This is a genomic window from Amylolactobacillus amylophilus DSM 20533 = JCM 1125, from assembly GCF_001936335.1.
Classification (GTDB): Bacteria; Bacillota; Bacilli; order Lactobacillales; family Lactobacillaceae; genus Amylolactobacillus; species Amylolactobacillus amylophilus.
On record NZ_CP018888.1, the window covers coordinates 951175 to 968425 of the forward strand.

15 protein-coding genes and 1 pseudogene are annotated in these 17251 nt (G+C 45.2%); 11 read left to right on the top strand and 5 right to left on the bottom strand.

Translation table 11 applies throughout. The features are described 5' to 3' along the window. Positions 1 to 17: 17 nt before the first annotated feature. Entirely contained in the window at positions 18 to 761 is a 744-nt protein-coding gene (locus tag LA20533_RS05030) for an amino acid ABC transporter ATP-binding protein (protein ID WP_054745728.1), read from the bottom strand. Between the two features lie 3 nt (positions 762 to 764). Further along, complete coding sequence (locus LA20533_RS05035; protein WP_082611609.1) at positions 765 to 2219, bottom strand: ABC transporter substrate-binding protein/permease; 1455 nt, start codon at positions 2217 to 2219, stop codon at positions 765 to 767. Positions 2220 to 2419: 200 nt separating this feature from the next. Here LA20533_RS05035 and LA20533_RS05040 point away from each other — a divergent pair, with 200 nt between their 5' ends. From LA20533_RS05040 to LA20533_RS05080, 9 genes and pseudogenes are all read left to right on the top strand, one after another. After that, a complete protein-coding gene (locus LA20533_RS05040) occupies positions 2420 to 3178 on the top strand; it encodes a DeoR/GlpR family DNA-binding transcription regulator (RefSeq protein WP_054745727.1) in 759 nt (252 codons plus the stop codon). Further along, on the top strand, positions 3175 to 4089 hold the full coding sequence (gene pfkB, locus LA20533_RS05045) for a 1-phosphofructokinase (RefSeq protein WP_054745726.1): 915 nt from the start codon (positions 3175 to 3177) through the stop codon (positions 4087 to 4089). The genes LA20533_RS05040 and pfkB overlap by 4 nt, the downstream gene beginning before the upstream one ends. A 28-nt stretch (positions 4090 to 4117) precedes the next feature. Then, positions 4118 to 6058, top strand: coding sequence for a PTS fructose transporter subunit IIABC (locus tag LA20533_RS05050; protein WP_056947253.1), 1941 nt, complete (start codon positions 4118 to 4120; stop codon positions 6056 to 6058). A gap of 468 nt (positions 6059 to 6526) precedes the next feature. Continuing rightward, positions 6527 to 7435: a ribosome small subunit-dependent GTPase A gene (gene rsgA / locus LA20533_RS05055; protein WP_056947250.1), complete on the top strand. Its 909-nt coding sequence runs from the start codon at positions 6527 to 6529 to the stop codon at positions 7433 to 7435. Positions 7436 to 7902: 467 nt separating this feature from the next. Then, positions 7903 to 8550, top strand: a complete 648-nt coding sequence (locus tag LA20533_RS05060) for an amino acid ABC transporter permease (RefSeq protein WP_056947246.1) — start codon at positions 7903 to 7905, stop codon at positions 8548 to 8550. Between the two features lie 70 nt (positions 8551 to 8620). After that, a pseudogene (locus LA20533_RS05065) lies at positions 8621 to 9196 on the top strand (amino acid ABC transporter ATP-binding protein); the annotation flags it as partial. Between the two features lie 20 nt (positions 9197 to 9216). Then, positions 9217 to 10023 (top strand): amino acid ABC transporter substrate-binding protein, encoded by an 807-nt coding sequence (locus LA20533_RS05070; RefSeq protein ID WP_056947243.1) that lies wholly within the window; start codon positions 9217 to 9219, stop codon positions 10021 to 10023. Between the two features lie 91 nt (positions 10024 to 10114). Then, on the top strand, positions 10115 to 10786 hold the full coding sequence (locus LA20533_RS05075) for a metal ABC transporter ATP-binding protein (protein ID WP_141322598.1): 672 nt from the start codon (positions 10115 to 10117) through the stop codon (positions 10784 to 10786). Further along, positions 10786 to 11577 carry a metal ABC transporter permease gene (locus LA20533_RS05080; protein ID WP_056947240.1) on the top strand — a complete coding sequence of 264 codons (792 nt, stop codon included), beginning with the start codon at positions 10786 to 10788 and terminating at the stop codon, positions 11575 to 11577. The genes LA20533_RS05075 and LA20533_RS05080 overlap by 1 nt, the downstream gene beginning before the upstream one ends. 566 nt (positions 11578 to 12143) lie before the next feature. On the opposite strand, the gene pepF is transcribed toward LA20533_RS05080, so the two are convergent. Beyond that, complete coding sequence (pepF, locus tag LA20533_RS05085; RefSeq protein WP_054745719.1) at positions 12144 to 13955, bottom strand: oligoendopeptidase F; 1812 nt, start codon at positions 13953 to 13955, stop codon at positions 12144 to 12146. A gap of 217 nt (positions 13956 to 14172) precedes the next feature. On the opposite strand from pepF, the gene LA20533_RS05090 reads away from it, so the two are divergent. Beyond that, a complete protein-coding gene (locus tag LA20533_RS05090; RefSeq protein WP_054745717.1) occupies positions 14173 to 15282 on the top strand; it encodes an LCP family protein in 1110 nt (369 codons plus the stop codon). Positions 15283 to 15419: 137 nt separating this feature from the next. On the opposite strand, the gene LA20533_RS05095 is transcribed toward LA20533_RS05090, so the two are convergent. Next, the gene (locus LA20533_RS05095; RefSeq protein WP_054745715.1) at positions 15420 to 15827 is read right to left on the bottom strand and encodes a hypothetical protein; all 408 of its coding nucleotides are present in this window, start codon (positions 15825 to 15827) and stop codon (positions 15420 to 15422) included. Between the two features lie 86 nt (positions 15828 to 15913). Here LA20533_RS05095 and LA20533_RS05100 point away from each other — a divergent pair, with 86 nt between their 5' ends. After that, on the top strand, positions 15914 to 16474 hold the full coding sequence (locus tag LA20533_RS05100; RefSeq protein WP_054745713.1) for a helix-turn-helix domain-containing protein: 561 nt from the start codon (positions 15914 to 15916) through the stop codon (positions 16472 to 16474). Positions 16475 to 16547: 73 nt separating this feature from the next. Here the strand turns inward: LA20533_RS05100 and LA20533_RS05105 are convergent, their stop codons facing one another. Next, the gene (locus LA20533_RS05105; protein WP_082611607.1) at positions 16548 to 17219 is read right to left on the bottom strand and encodes an RlpA-like double-psi beta-barrel domain-containing protein; all 672 of its coding nucleotides are present in this window, start codon (positions 17217 to 17219) and stop codon (positions 16548 to 16550) included. Between the last annotated feature and the right edge of the window lie 32 nt (positions 17220 to 17251).

Here is a 17251-nt window from a genome sequence, read left to right on the forward strand (position 1 = left end):
AGTAACAATTGAACCGATTAGATATTTAAGACTTTATCCAAGAAACGTTTGGTCTCCGGTGCCTGTGGATGGTCGAAAATTTGCTCTGGATTGCCGTCTTCCTTGATGACGCCATCTTCGAAGAAGACGACGCGATCGGCAACTTGCTTGGCAAAGCCCATCTCGTGGGTGACGACGACCATCGTCATTCCGTCGGCGGCTAGTCGCTTCATGACATCAAGTACGTCACCAACCATTTCTGGGTCGAGAGCACTCGTTGGTTCGTCGAAGAGCATGATGTCTGGTTGCATCGCCAGTGCTCTGGCGATGGCCACCCGTTGCTTCTGCCCACCAGAGAGTGAGGCTGGTTTTGCATCCGCCTTATCAGCTAAGTCGACAATTTCGAGGTACTTAAACGCCTTTGTTCGAGCCTCTTCCTTCGTGTCCTTCTTCAGGTCAACGGGAGCCAACATGATGTTTTGTAGGACCGTCAGGTGGGGGAAAAGATTGAAGTGCTGGAACACCATACCGATGTTCTGGCGAACCTTGTCGATGTTGGTCTTCTTATCGCTGATGTCATAGCCATCAATTACAATTTGGCCACTTGTTGGATCCTCCAACCGGTTTAAACAGCGGAGGAATGTACTCTTGCCAGAGCCTGAGGGTCCAATCATGCAGACGACCTCACCGTCTTTAATCTCCAGGTCGATACCCTTCAAGACTTTATTCTTGCCGTAATATTTGTGCAGGTCATTAACCTTAACTTTGATATTATTCTCCATTGGTTAGCGAATCTTCCTTTCAACCAGCTTCGAGAGCCAGGTCAAACTAGTGATGATAATTAGGTAAATAACGGCAATGATTGCCCAGACATTGAAACCTTCCATGTTTTTGGCGATAATCACCGAACCCGTTTGCGTTAACTCCATCAGGCCAATAGCCGAGAGGATGGAGGTATCTTTAACTGTAATAATAAATTGGTTCAAGAACGATGGAATCATGAACTTGATGCCCTGTGGTGCAATTACTTTCCAAAGTGTTCTTTGATAGGACAAACCGAGGCTCCGTGAGGCCTCCCATTGTCCGATGTCTACCGACTGGAAACCGCCCTTAACGAAGGCACCGATGTATGAGCCCTCATTCAGCGTGAGTGTGATAATTGCAGCAACGCCCAACGGGATTTTCTGCCCGATGACGTCAGGCAGACCAATATAGATGAAGAACGCGAGGACCATCATTGGTAGCCCCCGGAAGAGGTAGATGATTGTGCTAGCGATTCCTGGTAGAATCTTGCCTCGCTGAATGCCCAGAACACCAAGTAAGACGCCGAAGATTGTGGCGGTCAATATACCGATAATCGAGATTTTCAACGTCTCCAGAATGGCATTACCGAGCAGGGGCCCGTTCTTCTTGATGAGCCCGAAGATTGTTCTTTCGGATGCCGTATCTGTCTTGATGTTTGCGTTATCGCCTAAATATTGGTCGATAATCTCCTGTAGTCGACCAGATTCCTTCATCTTCGCCAGCTCGGCATTGAATTTCTTGAGAAACTCCTGATTGTGGCCCTTCTTGACCGCAATCGCAATGGGCATCGTATCGGCTGGCTTCGTCACAATCTTTAAATCAAGGCCGTTTCTGATGCCATAACGGAGGACGACTTCCTCATCAATTGAACCGTCAATACCGCCGTTCTCCACGTCCTGCCACATTGGATTCGACTCGTTGAAATACTTGATTTTAAAGCCGTATTTCTTGTTGATTGATTGGGCGTATTCAGCACCGGTTGTACCAACCTTGACACCGATGTTCTTACCCTTCAAATCTTTAAGAGAGTTAATCTTACTCTTCTTGTTAACGGCGAGGGCGGCGCCAGCATCGTAAAACGAGTCAGTGAAGTCAAACTTTTCCTTACGTTCCTCGGTCACGCTCATGCCGTTAATCATCAAATCCAACTGTCCAGATTGAACTGATTGGATTTGAGCGTTAAAACTCATGATTTTAATATCGTATTTCATGCCGGTGTTCTGCATGATTTCTTTGAAAAGATCCATTTCGAAACCATTGTTACCGTCCTCATAGCCACCGTTTTTATCCTCAATTTCGTAGGGCTCAAACGTGTTGCTAGTGCCGACCGTCAATGTTTTGGCAAAGACTTTCGGGTTCTGCTGGGTGAACAACCCAAATGAAACTATTGCAGTAAAAAGTGCTAGTGTTTGCCAAAATCGGTTAGTTTTGCGCATATTAATCCTCTTTCCTTCTAAACCATGGTAACCATTACAACATTTTTAGGGTTATTTTTCCAGAATTTGCGTTAGGAAAGCTGACATGTATCGGATAATTAGTGTTGTTGCATCAATTTGAAAGAAAATGGAATATTTTGAAAGAAAATGATTGCTTTTAACTTTTTAAGCGTTTACAATTACTCGTGGAGAAATAAAAAATGCTAACAGAAAAACGAAAAGACCTCATCGTCAAGCACGTCAACGAGCATGAGATGTGCAGGCTCAGCGAACTTGCTAAATTGACGAATTCATCGGAATCAACCATTAGGCGTGATTTGGAAGAACTTGAAAATCTTGGATTGGTTCGCCGCATCCATGGTGGCGTGCGGTCCGTGATTAAACTCGATCAGGATATCAAACAGCAGGTACGCCAGAGTCTCAATAAGGCGGCGAAGGTGAAATTGGGCAGTTACGTTGCTGGAAAGTATATCCGTTCAAATGATGTTGTGTATCTCGATGCGGGTACGACGGTCCAGGAAGTGATTAACTACCTGAAGCCGGAGCAGAATCTGGTGATTGTGACGAACGGGATTGATACAGCAATTACCGCTACTAACCAGGGGTTAGATACGATTCTCATTGGCGGCCAAATCAAGAACGACACAAGGGCCATTGTTGGTGCTAGCGCCATCGCGCAGATTAATGCCCTGAATTTCTCAGTGGCGGTCTTGGGTGCAAACGGAATCTCTGAACACGCGGGAATTACTACACCCGACTTGAAGGAGGCCTCTTTGAAAGAGGCTGTAATTGACCGTGCTAAGACAAGCATCGTGGTGGCTGATGAGAGTAAGATTGGGATTGCTACGTTTGCCAAGTTTGCGGATTTTGCTGATGTTCAATTGGTGACCAACGCGCTCACACCAACCAAACGCGCAATTTTACCAAATAAATTAAACTTAGAGGTGGTGCACAAATGATTTATACGATTACTGTCAATCCAGCGATTGATTATGTTATCGAGCTGACCCAACTGACGCTTGGTGAGGTTAACAGAACGGAGAATTATCATTTCTTGGCTGGTGGCAAGGGAATCAACGTCTCCCAAATTCTAAACCAGCTTGAGCAAGAGAATACCGCTTGGGGTTTCGTCGGTGGTTTCTCTGGTGGTGAACTAGCTCGGCAAGTTGCTGCCAAAGGGATTACGAGCGACTTTGTGGAGATTAAAGACCAAACCAGGATCAACGTGAAGCTAAAAGCGGGTCAGGAAACGGAGATTAATGGTGCCGGTCCTGAAATTTCGGCAACCGAAATTGAAGCATTTAAGACGAAGCTGCAGAATTTGCAGGAGGGGGACACCGTCGTCATGTCCGGTAGCCTGACGCCAAGTTTGCCTGCTAATTTCTATCAGAGTTTGATTCCGGTGATTAAAGAGCGGGGCGCAGAGTTCGTTGTGGACACAACAGGCCAGGCATTGCTTGACACACTAGCCTACGAACCACTAGTCATCAAGCCTAATCATCACGAGCTGGCGGAATTGTTCACAACAACTTTTGCCAACGATGATGAGCTGGTTGTAGCAGCACGAAAATTACTCGATCGGGGTGCACAGCATGTCTTGATTTCGATGGCTGGTGCCGGTGGCTATCTGGTAACACGGGACCATGTATACCATGCGAACGCGGCGAAAGGAACAGTGGTTAACTCGGTCGGTGCTGGCGATTCAATGGTTGCCGGTTTCGTCGGGACTTTTGCCAGGACGAAAGATCCGGTTGAGAGCTTCAAGATTGGGATGGCATGTGGTGGTGCCACAACCTTCACCAAGGACATCGCCAATGCGAGCCAAATCGCCGCTATTATTCCACAAATTGAGGTTGTAGAAGTTAGTTAAAATTTAGAGGAAGTTTCGAGGTGTAAAAGTGAAAATCAAAGATATCTTAAATAAAGATGCGATGATCATGGACCTAAAAGCGACGACGAAGGAAGCCGCGATTGACGAAATGATTGCTAAAGACGTCCAGGCGGGCGTAATCGCGGATGCTGCCAAGTATAAGGCAGCAATACTCGCGCGCGAAGCCCAGTCAACTACCGGAATTGGTGATGGTATCGCCATGCCCCATGCAAAGAACGATGCAGTTAAACAGACGACGGTTTTGTTTGCAAAGAGCGCGGCAGGCGTTCAGTATGACGCCTTAGATGGCCAACCGGTTCACTTGTTCTTTATGATTGCAGCGCCAGCAGGAGCAAATAACGAGCACCTGCAGGCATTGGCTACTTTATCTGGTCTACTAATCGATGCTGATCTGGTGGCTCAGTTGAAGAACGCCACAATGCCTGACGAGATTATCGCGTTGTTTAGTGCCGCTGAGAGTGCAAAAGAGGAGCGGGATGCTGCTGCAGATCAGAAAGAAAAGGCCGCCCAGGCAACAAAGTCTGCTGCGACAAATGGCGAGAAGCCGTATATTGTTGCAGTTACTGCATGTATTACGGGAATCGCCCACACCTACATGGCAGAGGAGGCTTTAAAAAAAGCTGGTGAGAAATTGGGTATCGATATCAAGGTCGAGACCAACGGCTCGGAAGGCGTGAAGCACCTTTTGACTAACGACGATATCAAGCGTGCTCAGGGTGTAATCATTACTGCTGATAAGAAGGTGGCGATGGATAGATTCGATGGTAAGCAACTGATTCATCGGCCTGTCATTGACGGAATCAAGAAGCCGGAGGAACTGATTAACGATATTCTCGCTAATGAGGGACAAACTTTCCATGCTGCAAATAATGAGACGGTGGAGGAAACAACCACTGGCGACAATGAGTCGGCAGGACGGAAAGTTTATACCAGCTTGATGAATGGTGTTTCGAATATGCTACCATTCGTCGTTGGTGGCGGTATCTTGATGGCGGCTTCCTTTGCCATCGAGAACTTTGTCGGTGCCCACTCACTTTGGTTCACGTTCTTTAATCATGTTGGTAACTGGGCATTTAGCTTCTTACTTCCCGTATTAGCAGCGTATATTGCTGAAGCAATCGGTGATCGTCCTGCCCTCATGCCAGGATTTGTTGGTGGGTACATGGCATCTCTTGCAGCTGCAAGTATCGTGAAGTCAGACTCGCCAGCCGGATTTTTGGGAGCCTTGGTTGCCGGCTTTCTCGCAGGTTACGTGACCCTATTCTGGAAGAGAGTCTTCAGAAATTTGCCTAAGTCATTAGAAGGGCTGAAGCCAATCTTCATCCTGCCAATTCTTGGTTTAGCCACTGTGGGTGCGTTGATGTTCTTCGCAGTCAACCCAGTCTTTGGCTTCCTCAACGGAATTATTACGAATTTCTTGTCGAACATGGGTACAGCAAATGCCGTTCTTTTAGGTGGCGTGCTTGGTGGAATGATGGCCATCGATATGGGTGGTCCATTTAACAAGGCGGCCTATGTCTTCGCTATCGGTGCATTTACCGCAACGAAAAACGGGGATTTAATGGCAGCAGTGATGATTGGTGGGATGATTCCACCACTTGCGATTGCAATTGCAACATCTGTTTGGCCAAAGAAGTGGACCAAAGAAGAGCGCACAGCAGGAATTTCAAACTACGTTCTCGGGATCTCCTTCATTACTGAAGGTGCCATTCCGTTCGCTGCCAAGGATCCATTAAGAATCATTACCTCAAGTGTAATTGGTTCGGCAATCGGCGGTGCATTATCACAGTTGATGCATGTCAGTGTTCCAGCACCACATGGCGGAATCTTTGCCGCACTCTTCCTCTCAAACAACTTAATTGGCTTCCTAGTTGCATTAATTATTGGCGCAATTATCTCTGCAGTTATTTTAGGTTTCTGGAAGAAACCTGTGGTTCAAGCAGGATAATGAAATAGGAGAATTGAACTGACCCCCTAATTTTACAAATTTCCCCAGTTTATACTCAAAAGGCGTTAGGCAAAAGTGTCTAACGCCTTTTTGGCGGGCTAAATACCTAGCCCTCAGATACTTTTATAGTCCTTGAACACAGCAACTATTTTTTCACGAATGGCGCAATTTTCTTAATGATGTTTTCTATACTAGAGCAATAAAGCAAAGGAGGATTTGCTGTATGAGCAATGGTGGCAGTTTTAGCACAAATAGTCGGGATTATTTTACTGGGTCTCTGGCATAAATAAAGAACTAAGGTTTTTGACTAGAACCCGGTAATATTTAATTAAAGGGTTAAAAATTAAAAAATCAAACACGCCTAATAATAAATATGCAACCGTAATTTCGCAGAACCATCAACTCTACTTAATTTCTGTCAATGAAAGTTCTGGCAATCACCAAGTTATGGCGGAGATATCTGGACAGATGGCATACTCAATCAGTTCTGTGGAACAATATCCTGTTGTTGGCGATCGGGTTGAGGTAAGTTACTCCGAGAATGATGATGTTGCGATCATCCATCGTATCTTGCCGCGCAAAAGCCTTTTATCTAGAGCAAGTTCTGGCGTTGGTCAAGGTGTACAGCCAATTGCGGCTAATGTTGATACCGTGTTTATCACGATGGCGTTAGACCATAACTTCAACTTGAGGAGAATGGAGCGGTACCTCACAATTGTCTGGGACAGTGGCGCACAGCCAGTGATTGTTCTGACGAAGGCAGGCTTAACCACTGATTTAGAAAATCAGTTAGCGCAAGTTAGTGAAATTGCTTTAGGTGTAACCACCTTCGTCACAAGTGACAGTGACTTTTCTGAAATTGCTAATTTTCTAACACAAAATCCACAAACAGTAGTTTTCGTTGGTTCTTCCGGGGTTGGCAAATCAACGCTAATTAATCGGCTATTAGGCTATGAGGCCATGGCGACAAGCGAAAACAGGGAGAGTGATTCTAAAGGACGGCACACAACAACTAACCGTCAACTTTTTTCGTTGGCAAACGGAACGCAGATTATTGACACACCAGGAATGCGGGAACTCCAAGTTGATACTGGTGACTCCAGCGCCACTTTCGCTGATATTGAGGAATTAGCAACACGGTGTAAGTTCCGTAATTGTACCCACAAAAGTGAACCGGGATGCGCCATTATTGAGGCAGTTGATACTGGCAAACTGTCAGCCGAGCGCTTTGCTAACTACCTCAAGATTTCGCGCGAGAATAGATATTCGCGAATGAATACAACCGAGATTGCAGCGGATAAGTTTAGGCGTCACTTTGGTGGTAAGTCTGGCGCCAAAGCGGTGCGTGATATTAAGAAAGGTAAACGATTAAATTAGGTATGATTGCTGCACAGGTCTATTTATTTGATACATCCGCCAGTGCGGGGAGTTCGATATCTTTTATTGAAACGATGAGTGATGTGGATTTTTACCAGCTAGCTCAAATCGTCCAATATAATTTTGGTTTACCATTTTAAATTATTTTTCCGTTTTTCTATTGACAGTAAAAATAAATACTTGTATGCTTAGCACAATTCAAATTTGATGTTTCGTCGGACGATGTTTTGGATCGGTCATTTCAGAGAGAGCTTGGTCGCTGGAAAAGCTTATGACTCCCAATCCGCACAGCCGACGGGTCAAATAGGCGATCATTATGGAAATAATGCGGTTGAACCGATATCACTGCAGTTACAAACTGCTTGAGGCACTGCTCGTGAGAGTATTGCAAACTTGAGGTGGGACCGTGTATTTACACCCTCGAAGTCAAAACGACTTCGGGGGTGTTTTTTTGTGGAGGTAGAAAGATGGATTTTAAATACTTAGGTGAAATTTTCCCTGCGTTGATGAACGGGACCTTGATGACGTTAAACATCTTCGTCGTGACCCTGGTAATCTCGATTCCGTTAGGTTTACTGCTGGCGGTAATTTTGCGATCGAAAATCAAGATTCTAGAAGCTGTTATCCAGGCCTTTATCTGGTTGATGCGGGGCACGCCGCTGTTGCTCCAATTAATTGTCGTCTTCTATGGGCTACCGCTCATCGGGCTCGTTTTTGAACGGTATACGGCAGCAATCTTCGCCTTCACGTTAAACTACGCAGCCTACTTTGCCGAAATCTTTCGTGGTGGCTTCGCCAGTATCGATGGTGGTCAGGTAGAGGCCGCGAAGATGCTAAGGTTTACTAAATGGCAGACATTACGCTATATTACCTTACCTCAGATGCTGAAGAATGTTGTGCCAGCACTAGGGAATGAGGTAATTAACTTGGTGAAGGACTCTAGTTTGGTCTACGTCATCGGTTTAGGCGATTTGCTGCGTGCAGGAAATATCGCTATGGCAAGAGATGTTACGCTGCTTCCCCTCGTTGGTGTAGGTTTAATCTATTTGTTGTTGATAGGTCTGTTAACGTTCTCGTTGAAGCGTCTGGAACAGAAGTTTAGTTATTACCGTTAGGAGAGAGAATATGTTAGAGCTAAAACAGATTACTAAGAGAAGTAATAATAAGCAAATTTTAAAAGACGTCTCACTGACGGCCAGAACCGGCGAGACCCTGACGATAGTTGGACCTAGTGGTGCGGGTAAAACAACTTTACTGCGCGTACTTACTGGTCTGACCAGTTTCGATGCTGGCCAGGTTTTACTCGATGGAGTGGATGTCACCGGGGAGCTTTCGACGAAAGTAGGTGGCAAAATTGGGGTGGTCTTCCAAGACTTCAATCTATTTCCTCAATACACCGCCCTAGAGAATGTTTCTTTACCCTTGAAGCTGGTTTTGAAAATGAGTGCGGCTGACGCTGAACAAAAGGCGCTAGAGTTGCTCCAACGCTTGGCGTTAACCGAACAGCAGAATAATTACCCCTTCGAACTTTCTGGGGGACAGAAACAGCGGGTGGCCATTGCGCGTGCATTGGCGCTCAAGCCAGAGATTCTCTGCTATGACGAACCCACCAGCGCGCTCGATCCAGCACTCTCCAGCAGCGTGGCTGAGCTGATTAATGGATTGAAGCTAGACGGGATCACCCAGATTGTGGTCACGCATGATCTGGCTTTCGCCGAACAGATTGCAGACCAGACTTTCACGCTAGAACCACTACAATAGGAGAAGACAGGAGCAAACCGATGAAAAACAAAATTATTGGTATCTTAACGTTATTCGGCACCCTCTTATTACTCACCGGCTGTGGGTTGACGCGTGATCTTAAACAGGTAAATGCTGGCCAAGAAACAATCATCGTCGGGCTGGATGAGACGTTTGTGCCAATGGGTTTTCGGGCGAAGAATGGTGAATTGACTGGCTTCGACATCGACTTAGCGCAGGCCGTGAGCAAGCAGATTAAGCAAAAAATTGCTTTTCAGCCGATCGATTGGGACATGAAAGAGACTGAGCTGAAGAATGGGACGATTGACCTTATCTGGAACGGCTACAGTAAGACGCCTGCCCGGGAGAAATCGGTGCTGTTCAGCCAGTCATACCTCAGTAATTCACAGGTTGTGATTACCAGAAAGAAGAGTAATATCACTAAGATAGCTGACCTGACGGGGAAGAAGGTTGGTCTGCAACAGGGTTCATCCGGACAGATGCTCTACGATGAGAAGCCCCAGTTGTTGAAACAACGGGTAAAGGAGACGGTCCTCTACGATACCTTCAACAATGCGTTCCTGGACCTTAAGGCTGGGCGAATCGACGCAATCATGGGCGACAGCATTTACATTAATTATTATGTTCGTGAATCTGGTGAGAAGGAGCAGTATCAGCTGGTTGAAACACCATTTATGCCAGAAACTTTCGCTATTGGGATGCGGCCACAGGATCAGCAGTTGAAGGGGCGGATCGATGCTGCACTCAAAAGCTTGGAGGCAAATGGCACGATGACCAAATTAAGCGAGCGCTGGTTCCAAGAAGATCTGTCGATCCCAGAAAAGTAGCGGTTATATTTGCAATTTTGCTCAAATACAGTTAAATTTAACAAGTTAAAGTTATTAATTAATAGTAAGTAAATGTATTTGGGGAATTAATTTGGAGAATATTCTAGAGGTACACGATTTAGGAATGACATTCGATAATCAGGTGGTCTTCAGTGGGCTAAACTTCCAGTTGACACCTGGTTCAAAGACGGCGATTCTGGGCGAGAATGGTTCTGGTAAGACGACGCTGATTCGGATTATCATGGGGATCTTGACGCCAACTAGTGGCTCGATTACCCTGGGCGATGTGGACAACCGACCGATCAAGATTGGTTACGTACCCCAATTTCGTAACATTGATAAGGACTATCCCTTGTCGTTACGCAGTTTCATCGAACTGAATGCCCCTTTGGTGAAGAATGCTGCCTACAAAAAGCGCGTTGCAGATGTACTAGCAAAGACGGAGCTCACAGAAATTTCTGACTACCGTTTAGGCCGAGCCAGTGGGGGTCAGAAACAGCGCGCGTATCTGGCTCAGGCACTTTTAGAGCAGCCAGATTTAATCATCTTAGATGAGGCGACTGCTAGCCTAGATCCCGTTGCGAAAGAGACTCTGCTAAACGTTCTAGACAAGCTCAACAAATCAGAAGGGTTGACGATTCTCTTCACAACACACGACATACCACTCGCCCATGAGCACATGGATGACTACGTGTTCTTCGATAGTGGGGAGATTACGACGGGTAAAATGAGAGATTTCAATGAACGTGAGGTGTTAGATTAATGTTTGCATATGATTTCATGCGGTACGCATTTCTAGCCAGCACATTTATTGCCATCACCACCGGGGTTGTAGGTGTCTTCGTTGTCGCCCGTAACCTGAGCTTTCTGGCACATACACTTTCCGAGATTGGCTTTGCCGGGGCAGCCTTTGCGGTTTTTCTCGGTATTTCACCGTTGTGGGGGATGCTGTTGTTTACGCTGCTAGGCTCGGTTGGCGTCGGTGGATTGAGCCTCAGGACCACGCAGAAGGAGTCTTCAATTAGTGCAATTTCTGCTCTGTTCATTGGCCTCGGAATCCTCTTCCTCTCAATCTCTTCGTCAAGTAGTCGCTACGCTACGAGTATTCTCTTTGGTAGTATCATCGGCGTTGATTTATCTGGCGTAACCCGCCTCGTGATTCTGTCAGTGGTAGTACTGTTCATTATCGCAATCTTCTACCGCGGCTTGAAATTCACGTCGTTTGACTATCTGGGGGCACAGGCGCATAGACTGAAAACGAACATGCTGAGCGTGATCTTCTTGATCGTGCTGGCAATGAGTGTGAGCGTGGGCTCACAAATAGTCGGTTCGATGTTAGTCTTCATCCTCCTGACTTTACCTGCTTCAACCGCAAAGTTCTTAGGTAAAACGGTACCGCAGATGATTGCCTGGTCAGTTGGGCTTGCGCTGGCCGGTGTCTGGGGGGGACTGCTACTCGGCTACTTGACTAACCTACCTGTCACGTTCTTCATCTCCGCCATCGAAGTAATCTTCTATTTAATTGTTTATGTCTATCATCTCAAACATAACTAGGAATCATTTGCCGAGTGATTTAGCGTAACTTTTTCTTGAAAAAAGCGATTTATATTTGTAAGCGGCACCAACAAGTGCTAAGATTAGCTCAAATCAGATATTAGATATATACCACAAGAGGTAGAGACCGATGAGAATTATAGTTTACTCATCAACTCTACCTTTTTGTGTACCCGCCAATAAGTGTAGTGTTGACGAATTGTTAATCAACACAGCTTTTGGGAGGTGATTGCCGTAAAAATAAATTAATCCTCCAGTCATGATTTTATTTTTAGGAGGCTTATTATGGTTGAAACTAATACGAGAACGAAGAAAGAAATGAAGAAGGACCACTTGGAGCAGATTTAGTGGATCAGGCGTCAGAACTTTGTGCAGCGTGAGAAGAACGTCGAGAAAGTTCGACCATCAAAGTCCAATAACCGCGGTAATCAGATCTTCAATCGTGGGCGAACCGTTTAATATAGCGGATAAAAAATCCGGAAATTTCAACACAAGAAAAGGATACCTCAGAAGAGGTATCCTTTTTTGTTCTGGCCAGGTTGCCGTAAAGTAACGCTAGCTTATACTTACTTATGGTCGATTAATTGTTCTAGTTCATTCAAGCGTTCCTCGAAAATACTAAATGCTTGATCCAAGTAAGCCGTTTCGGTCATGTCGACACCCGCTTGTTTCATTGTGTCGATTGGATCCATGCTCGAACCAGATTTTAGGTAGTTAATGTAAGCCTCCTGTGCGCCCTCCTTGCCTTTCGTGACGCCGTCAGCCAGTGTGGTTGCTGCAGCAAAGCCGGTGGAGTATTGGTAAACGTAATAATTGTAGTAGAAGTGGGGGATGCGCGCCCATTCGTCGGCGATTTGAGGATCCTTAGTCAAGGCCTCGCCGTAGTAACGCTGATTCAATTTACCGTAGAAGTCTGACATCACTTCACTAGTGAGCGGCTGGCCTGCAGCGTCTTGCTCGTGAATCCATTGTTCGAATTCCGCGAACTGGGTTTGCCGGAAGATGGTCCCCTTGAAGCCATCCAGGTAATAGTTCAAGATGAACGCCCGGACCTCAGGATCCGTTTGCGTCTTCAGCAAATACTCCGTCAGGATGTTCTCGTTTGTAGTTGAGGCAATTTCTGCTACAAAGATTGGGTAGGCACCATAAACGTATTCCTGATTGTGACGCGTGTACCAGCTGTGCATTGAGTGGCCTGTCTCGTGGACTAGTGTGTACAAGTTGTTGATATTATCTTGCCAGTTCAATAATTCGTAAGGTGGGGTATCATAACCGCCACCTGAGTATGCACCAGAGCGTTTCCCTTTATTCTCGACGACGTCGATGTAGCGGTTGTTAAAGATTTCGTCGACGTGTTCAAGGTAGTCTGGGCCAAGTGGTGCCAGTGCCTTCTTTGCTTCGACGCGTGCTTCATCGTATGTGTATGAAATCTTCGGTTCACCAGTTAGTGGGGCGTACATATCCCAAGTATGGAGCTTCTCCACACCTAAGATTTTCTTCCGTAATTTGACATATCTGTGCAGGAGAGGCAGGTGTTCGTTGACCGCCTTGATGAGGTTATCGTAGACCACGTGTGGGATATTGTTGGCACTGAGAGCTGCCTCTTTCGCATCCTGATAGTGGTGGACCTGGGCCATAAAGTTGTGGCGCTTAATTTCACCAGAAAGGGTAGTCGCTAGAGTATTCTTGAACTGGCCGTAGGTCTGGTACATTGCTTCAAAGGCACCCTGGCGTAGTTCACGGTCGGTTGACTCGAGCAAGATACTGTAGAGGCCGTTTGAAAGACGCACCATCTCACCATCCTCGTTCTCGACGAACGGGTATTCCATATCGGAATTAGTTAACACGTTGAAGGTGTCTTGTGAGGCTGAGAAAACATCCTGTGCACCGGCCAACAACTTCTCCTGTTCGGCTGGCAGTACGTGTGCTCTTTGACGGGTAATCTGTTCTAGGTAGTGCTTGTACTGAGCAAGGTCTGGCTCGTTAGCAATGAAATGCGCGAGCTGCTTCTCGTCAATTGCTAGGACCTCAGGATCGAAGAACGAAGTTGCTGCAGCGACTTTGGCATAGAGTGATGAGGCGCGTGAGTCGAGTGCTAAGTAAGTTGAATTATTGGTATCTTGGTCACTCTTCATCGAGGCGTAGACATAGACAGACTCAAGCTTGCGGTAGACACCAAGGATTGTCTTAATCCCGTGTAATAAAGTAGTACTAGAATTACCTAGTGTTCCTTTTAGCTGTTCTAACTTGGGTAATTCCCCCTGAACATCTTTGAATGCGGCCTCCCAGGCAGCATCATCCTTGAAGATTTTAGTTAAGTCCCATGTTAATTCCTCTGGGACATCGTTGCGGTTTGGTAAATGCGATGCATCGGTCACGTTTCTTCCTCCTAATGAAAAGAAAATATTAATTAAGTCTACATTATCATATATTGTTAATCACGGGCCGATTTTTTTCGTTTTTCGTGACTTTTTTGGATTTTTATAAATATTGGTGAAAAAGCTAGGCAAAGGACCTGCCGGACTTGTATTATAGAAAGTGCTTAATTTCGTAATTTAATTGATCCAGCAAGAACAAAGCGATAGAGGATAATTCATGGATAATAATCACACCAAGAACAAGCCAGACAAACTAACCCGAAATACTGTGTTCAAGAAAGAAACCCCGCCTAAAGCCGGGAGAAGATGGACTAAGGTTCTGGGGCTCGTCGCCATTATGGCTGTGGCACTCGGCGTTGGTTATGGCTTGAAGGCCTACTTTTCGATTCAGCACACGGTAAACCAGGCGTACCGGCCAAATGGTAAGGTCTCACAGAAAGTCGCCAAGAAGAAACCAATCTCGGTCTTGATTCTGGGGGTGGATACAGGAATTGAGGGCAGAAAAGACCAGGGAAATTCTGACACGATGATTCTTGCTACCATCAACCCACAGACGAAGAAATCGACATTAACGTCTGTACCACGGGATTTGCTAGCAGAAATCAAAGGAACGAATAATTTCTACATGGCCAAGGTCAACTCCGCCTATAATGTTGATGGAGTGAGAGCTGCATCAAAGACCGTGCAGAGTATGTTGAATGTGCCGGTTAACTACTATGTAGAAGTTGATATGCAGGCGTTAGAGAACCTCGTTGATGCTGTTGGTGGAATCGATGTGAACGTTAAGTTCGACTTTACCTACAACACGACGTTTAAGAAGGGTAGGCAACACTTAACCGGTAAGCAGGCACTTGATTATGCCCGAATGAGAAAGGAAGACCCGGAGGGTGATTATGGTCGGCAGAAGCGACAACGTGAAGTGATCACATCAATCGTTCATGAAGGTCTGTCAATGAAGGGTATCTCTAACTACCAAAAGATTCTGAAGGTCGTGGCGAAGTACGTCAAGACGGACATGTCCTTTGATGACATGATGAATCTGGCGATGAATTACCGTGGCGCGGCTGGTGATATCAAGTCTGATTACATCCATGGTCACGACGCCTGGATTGGTGGAGCAGCATATCAGGTTGCCGCCACAACCGAACTGCAGCGTGTTTCGGACAAGGTCCGTGGTGCACTGGGTATAGATAAAGAGGAGTTAGACAACGAATTAACTAGACAGAATAGCCTGAATACGTTGGTTGATTGGAATGACTTGAATGCATTCACAAACTATATTATATATGATAAAGATAGTGATACGATGCCGTGGCAGGGTTATTAAGAATTCTAACTAAAAGAGAAACCATCTCCCGAACATGCTACAAAATGGGAGATGGTTCTTCTTTGTGCTTTGTTGTTGAGTGCAGGAGAACCCAAAAGTTAATCGATTAAGGTCACTTGATTACTACTTTAGTAACGTTATTGCTTCCTCACCGAATAGACAATACCAATAATAATTTCCAGCAACATTAGGATAGCCCAGGAAGAAAAGTCAAAAATACCGATTATTCCCCAAACAAAATTTTTGGCGGTAAGAAAGTATAAGATAAAACTCACAGCAAAAACAACAAGTTGAAGTCGATTAAATAATGTTAGTGTTAGATGTTCGACCATCTTTTCGTTATCTCCATAATTATGTGTTGGACTAGTAGGCGTACTATCTTTGTCTGTGGTAGAAAGATAAGCAACAGTTCCGATAACTATTGCACTAATGAGGTCAGAAGAGAATTGCCAATAGTCATGTTTAATCAATTGAACAAGGGCAAGCAAAGCTAAAGTCAGTGAGAGCAATGCTAAAATTCCCTTGAGAACTGTTTTATTATTCAAAATATTTTCTCTTTTCTTTTTTTTAATTTTGATCAACGTTGACTGACTAAAATGTAGCGCAAATCGAATAAATTGACTAGAAACTAGTGGTTGCGCAACTACAAAAACAAGACTATACTCAGTGGCAATCGCTGTCTATCAGCTATTGTCAAATTACTAAATTATTAGTGGGGATCATCAATGCGCGAGCTGATATATTAAGAGATGCGCGAATACAGGCCGGCCTTTCACAGCAACAAGTGGCAGAGAAGTTGAATATTTCGCGCCAATCTATTTCAAAATGGGAAAACAATTTATCTTATCCGGACGTGGAACGTATTGGTCAGCTGTGTGAACTTTATTCACTCTCTGCTGCAGAGTTGCTCGGTATAGCGCCTGATGAAGCGGGGTTGAATTTTGACGACAACCGCAATACTGATGATATTCAACCGCGAAATATTGTACTTTTAATTATTTCCGTCATTATTCCGTTTCTGGGTTTTATACTGGCACTAAAGTACCTTGCTTCAGCGTTCAGATGGGAAAGAACAAGTAAGGTCAATCTATTGATCTACTGGAGTGTGCTAGTAATTAACCTGTTTTTGAGTATCATACTCATCGCTGACATCCTCACGATTCTCACAAGTATCAGGACTCACATCCAATAAAAAATACGACAACCGTCATCTCGGCTGTCGTATTTCTCTTGGTGATTAATTATTCAAATGTATAATGTACTTGTTAGCCAATAACTTCAACCGTTGCTGATAAGATACCAGCGGATGGAATTGAGCTATTTGGCATTGCTACATCTAACTGACGTGGGTTTGAATATGCAAAGGTACCGGTATCATTGACGGTTCTGTATAATACTTGACCATTTGACATCGAAATCTTCAAACGAGTTCCTTTAGGGAAAACCGAGAGGTTTGCGGCAACGCCACCATAACCCATATTTGACCCCAGGACTGCTGGATCGTAGAAACTAATCTTGAATGTTCCCTTGTTCACACCCGAAACGTTTGTGGTTGCGGCTTGGGTTGATGCTGCCTTTTGTGCAGCAGCTTTCTTTGCGGCAGCAGCTTTCTTTGCGGCAGCAGCTTTAGCCTCTGCTTGGGCCTTGGCCTTCGCAGCGGCTTCCGCTTTAGCCTTTGCAGCAGCGGCAGCTTCGTCATTAAGACGCTTTTGTTCTGCCTTAACAGCAACGAGTTTCTCTGCGCGAGCTTCTGCATTCTTGTTAGCTTCAAATTTCTGACTGATCAGTGTTGGTTTAATAGTATCTTCAACCAATTCTTGACTTACAACAGCTTCGTCAGTAGGTGCTGCGAAGACTGATTGTAGGTTGATGCTTGCAGCGAAGACTGCTATAGTGGCTGCAATGCTGATGAAGTATTTGTTCTTTAATAAAATAATATCTCTCCTTAAATTGAAAAAGTTTTATTGAA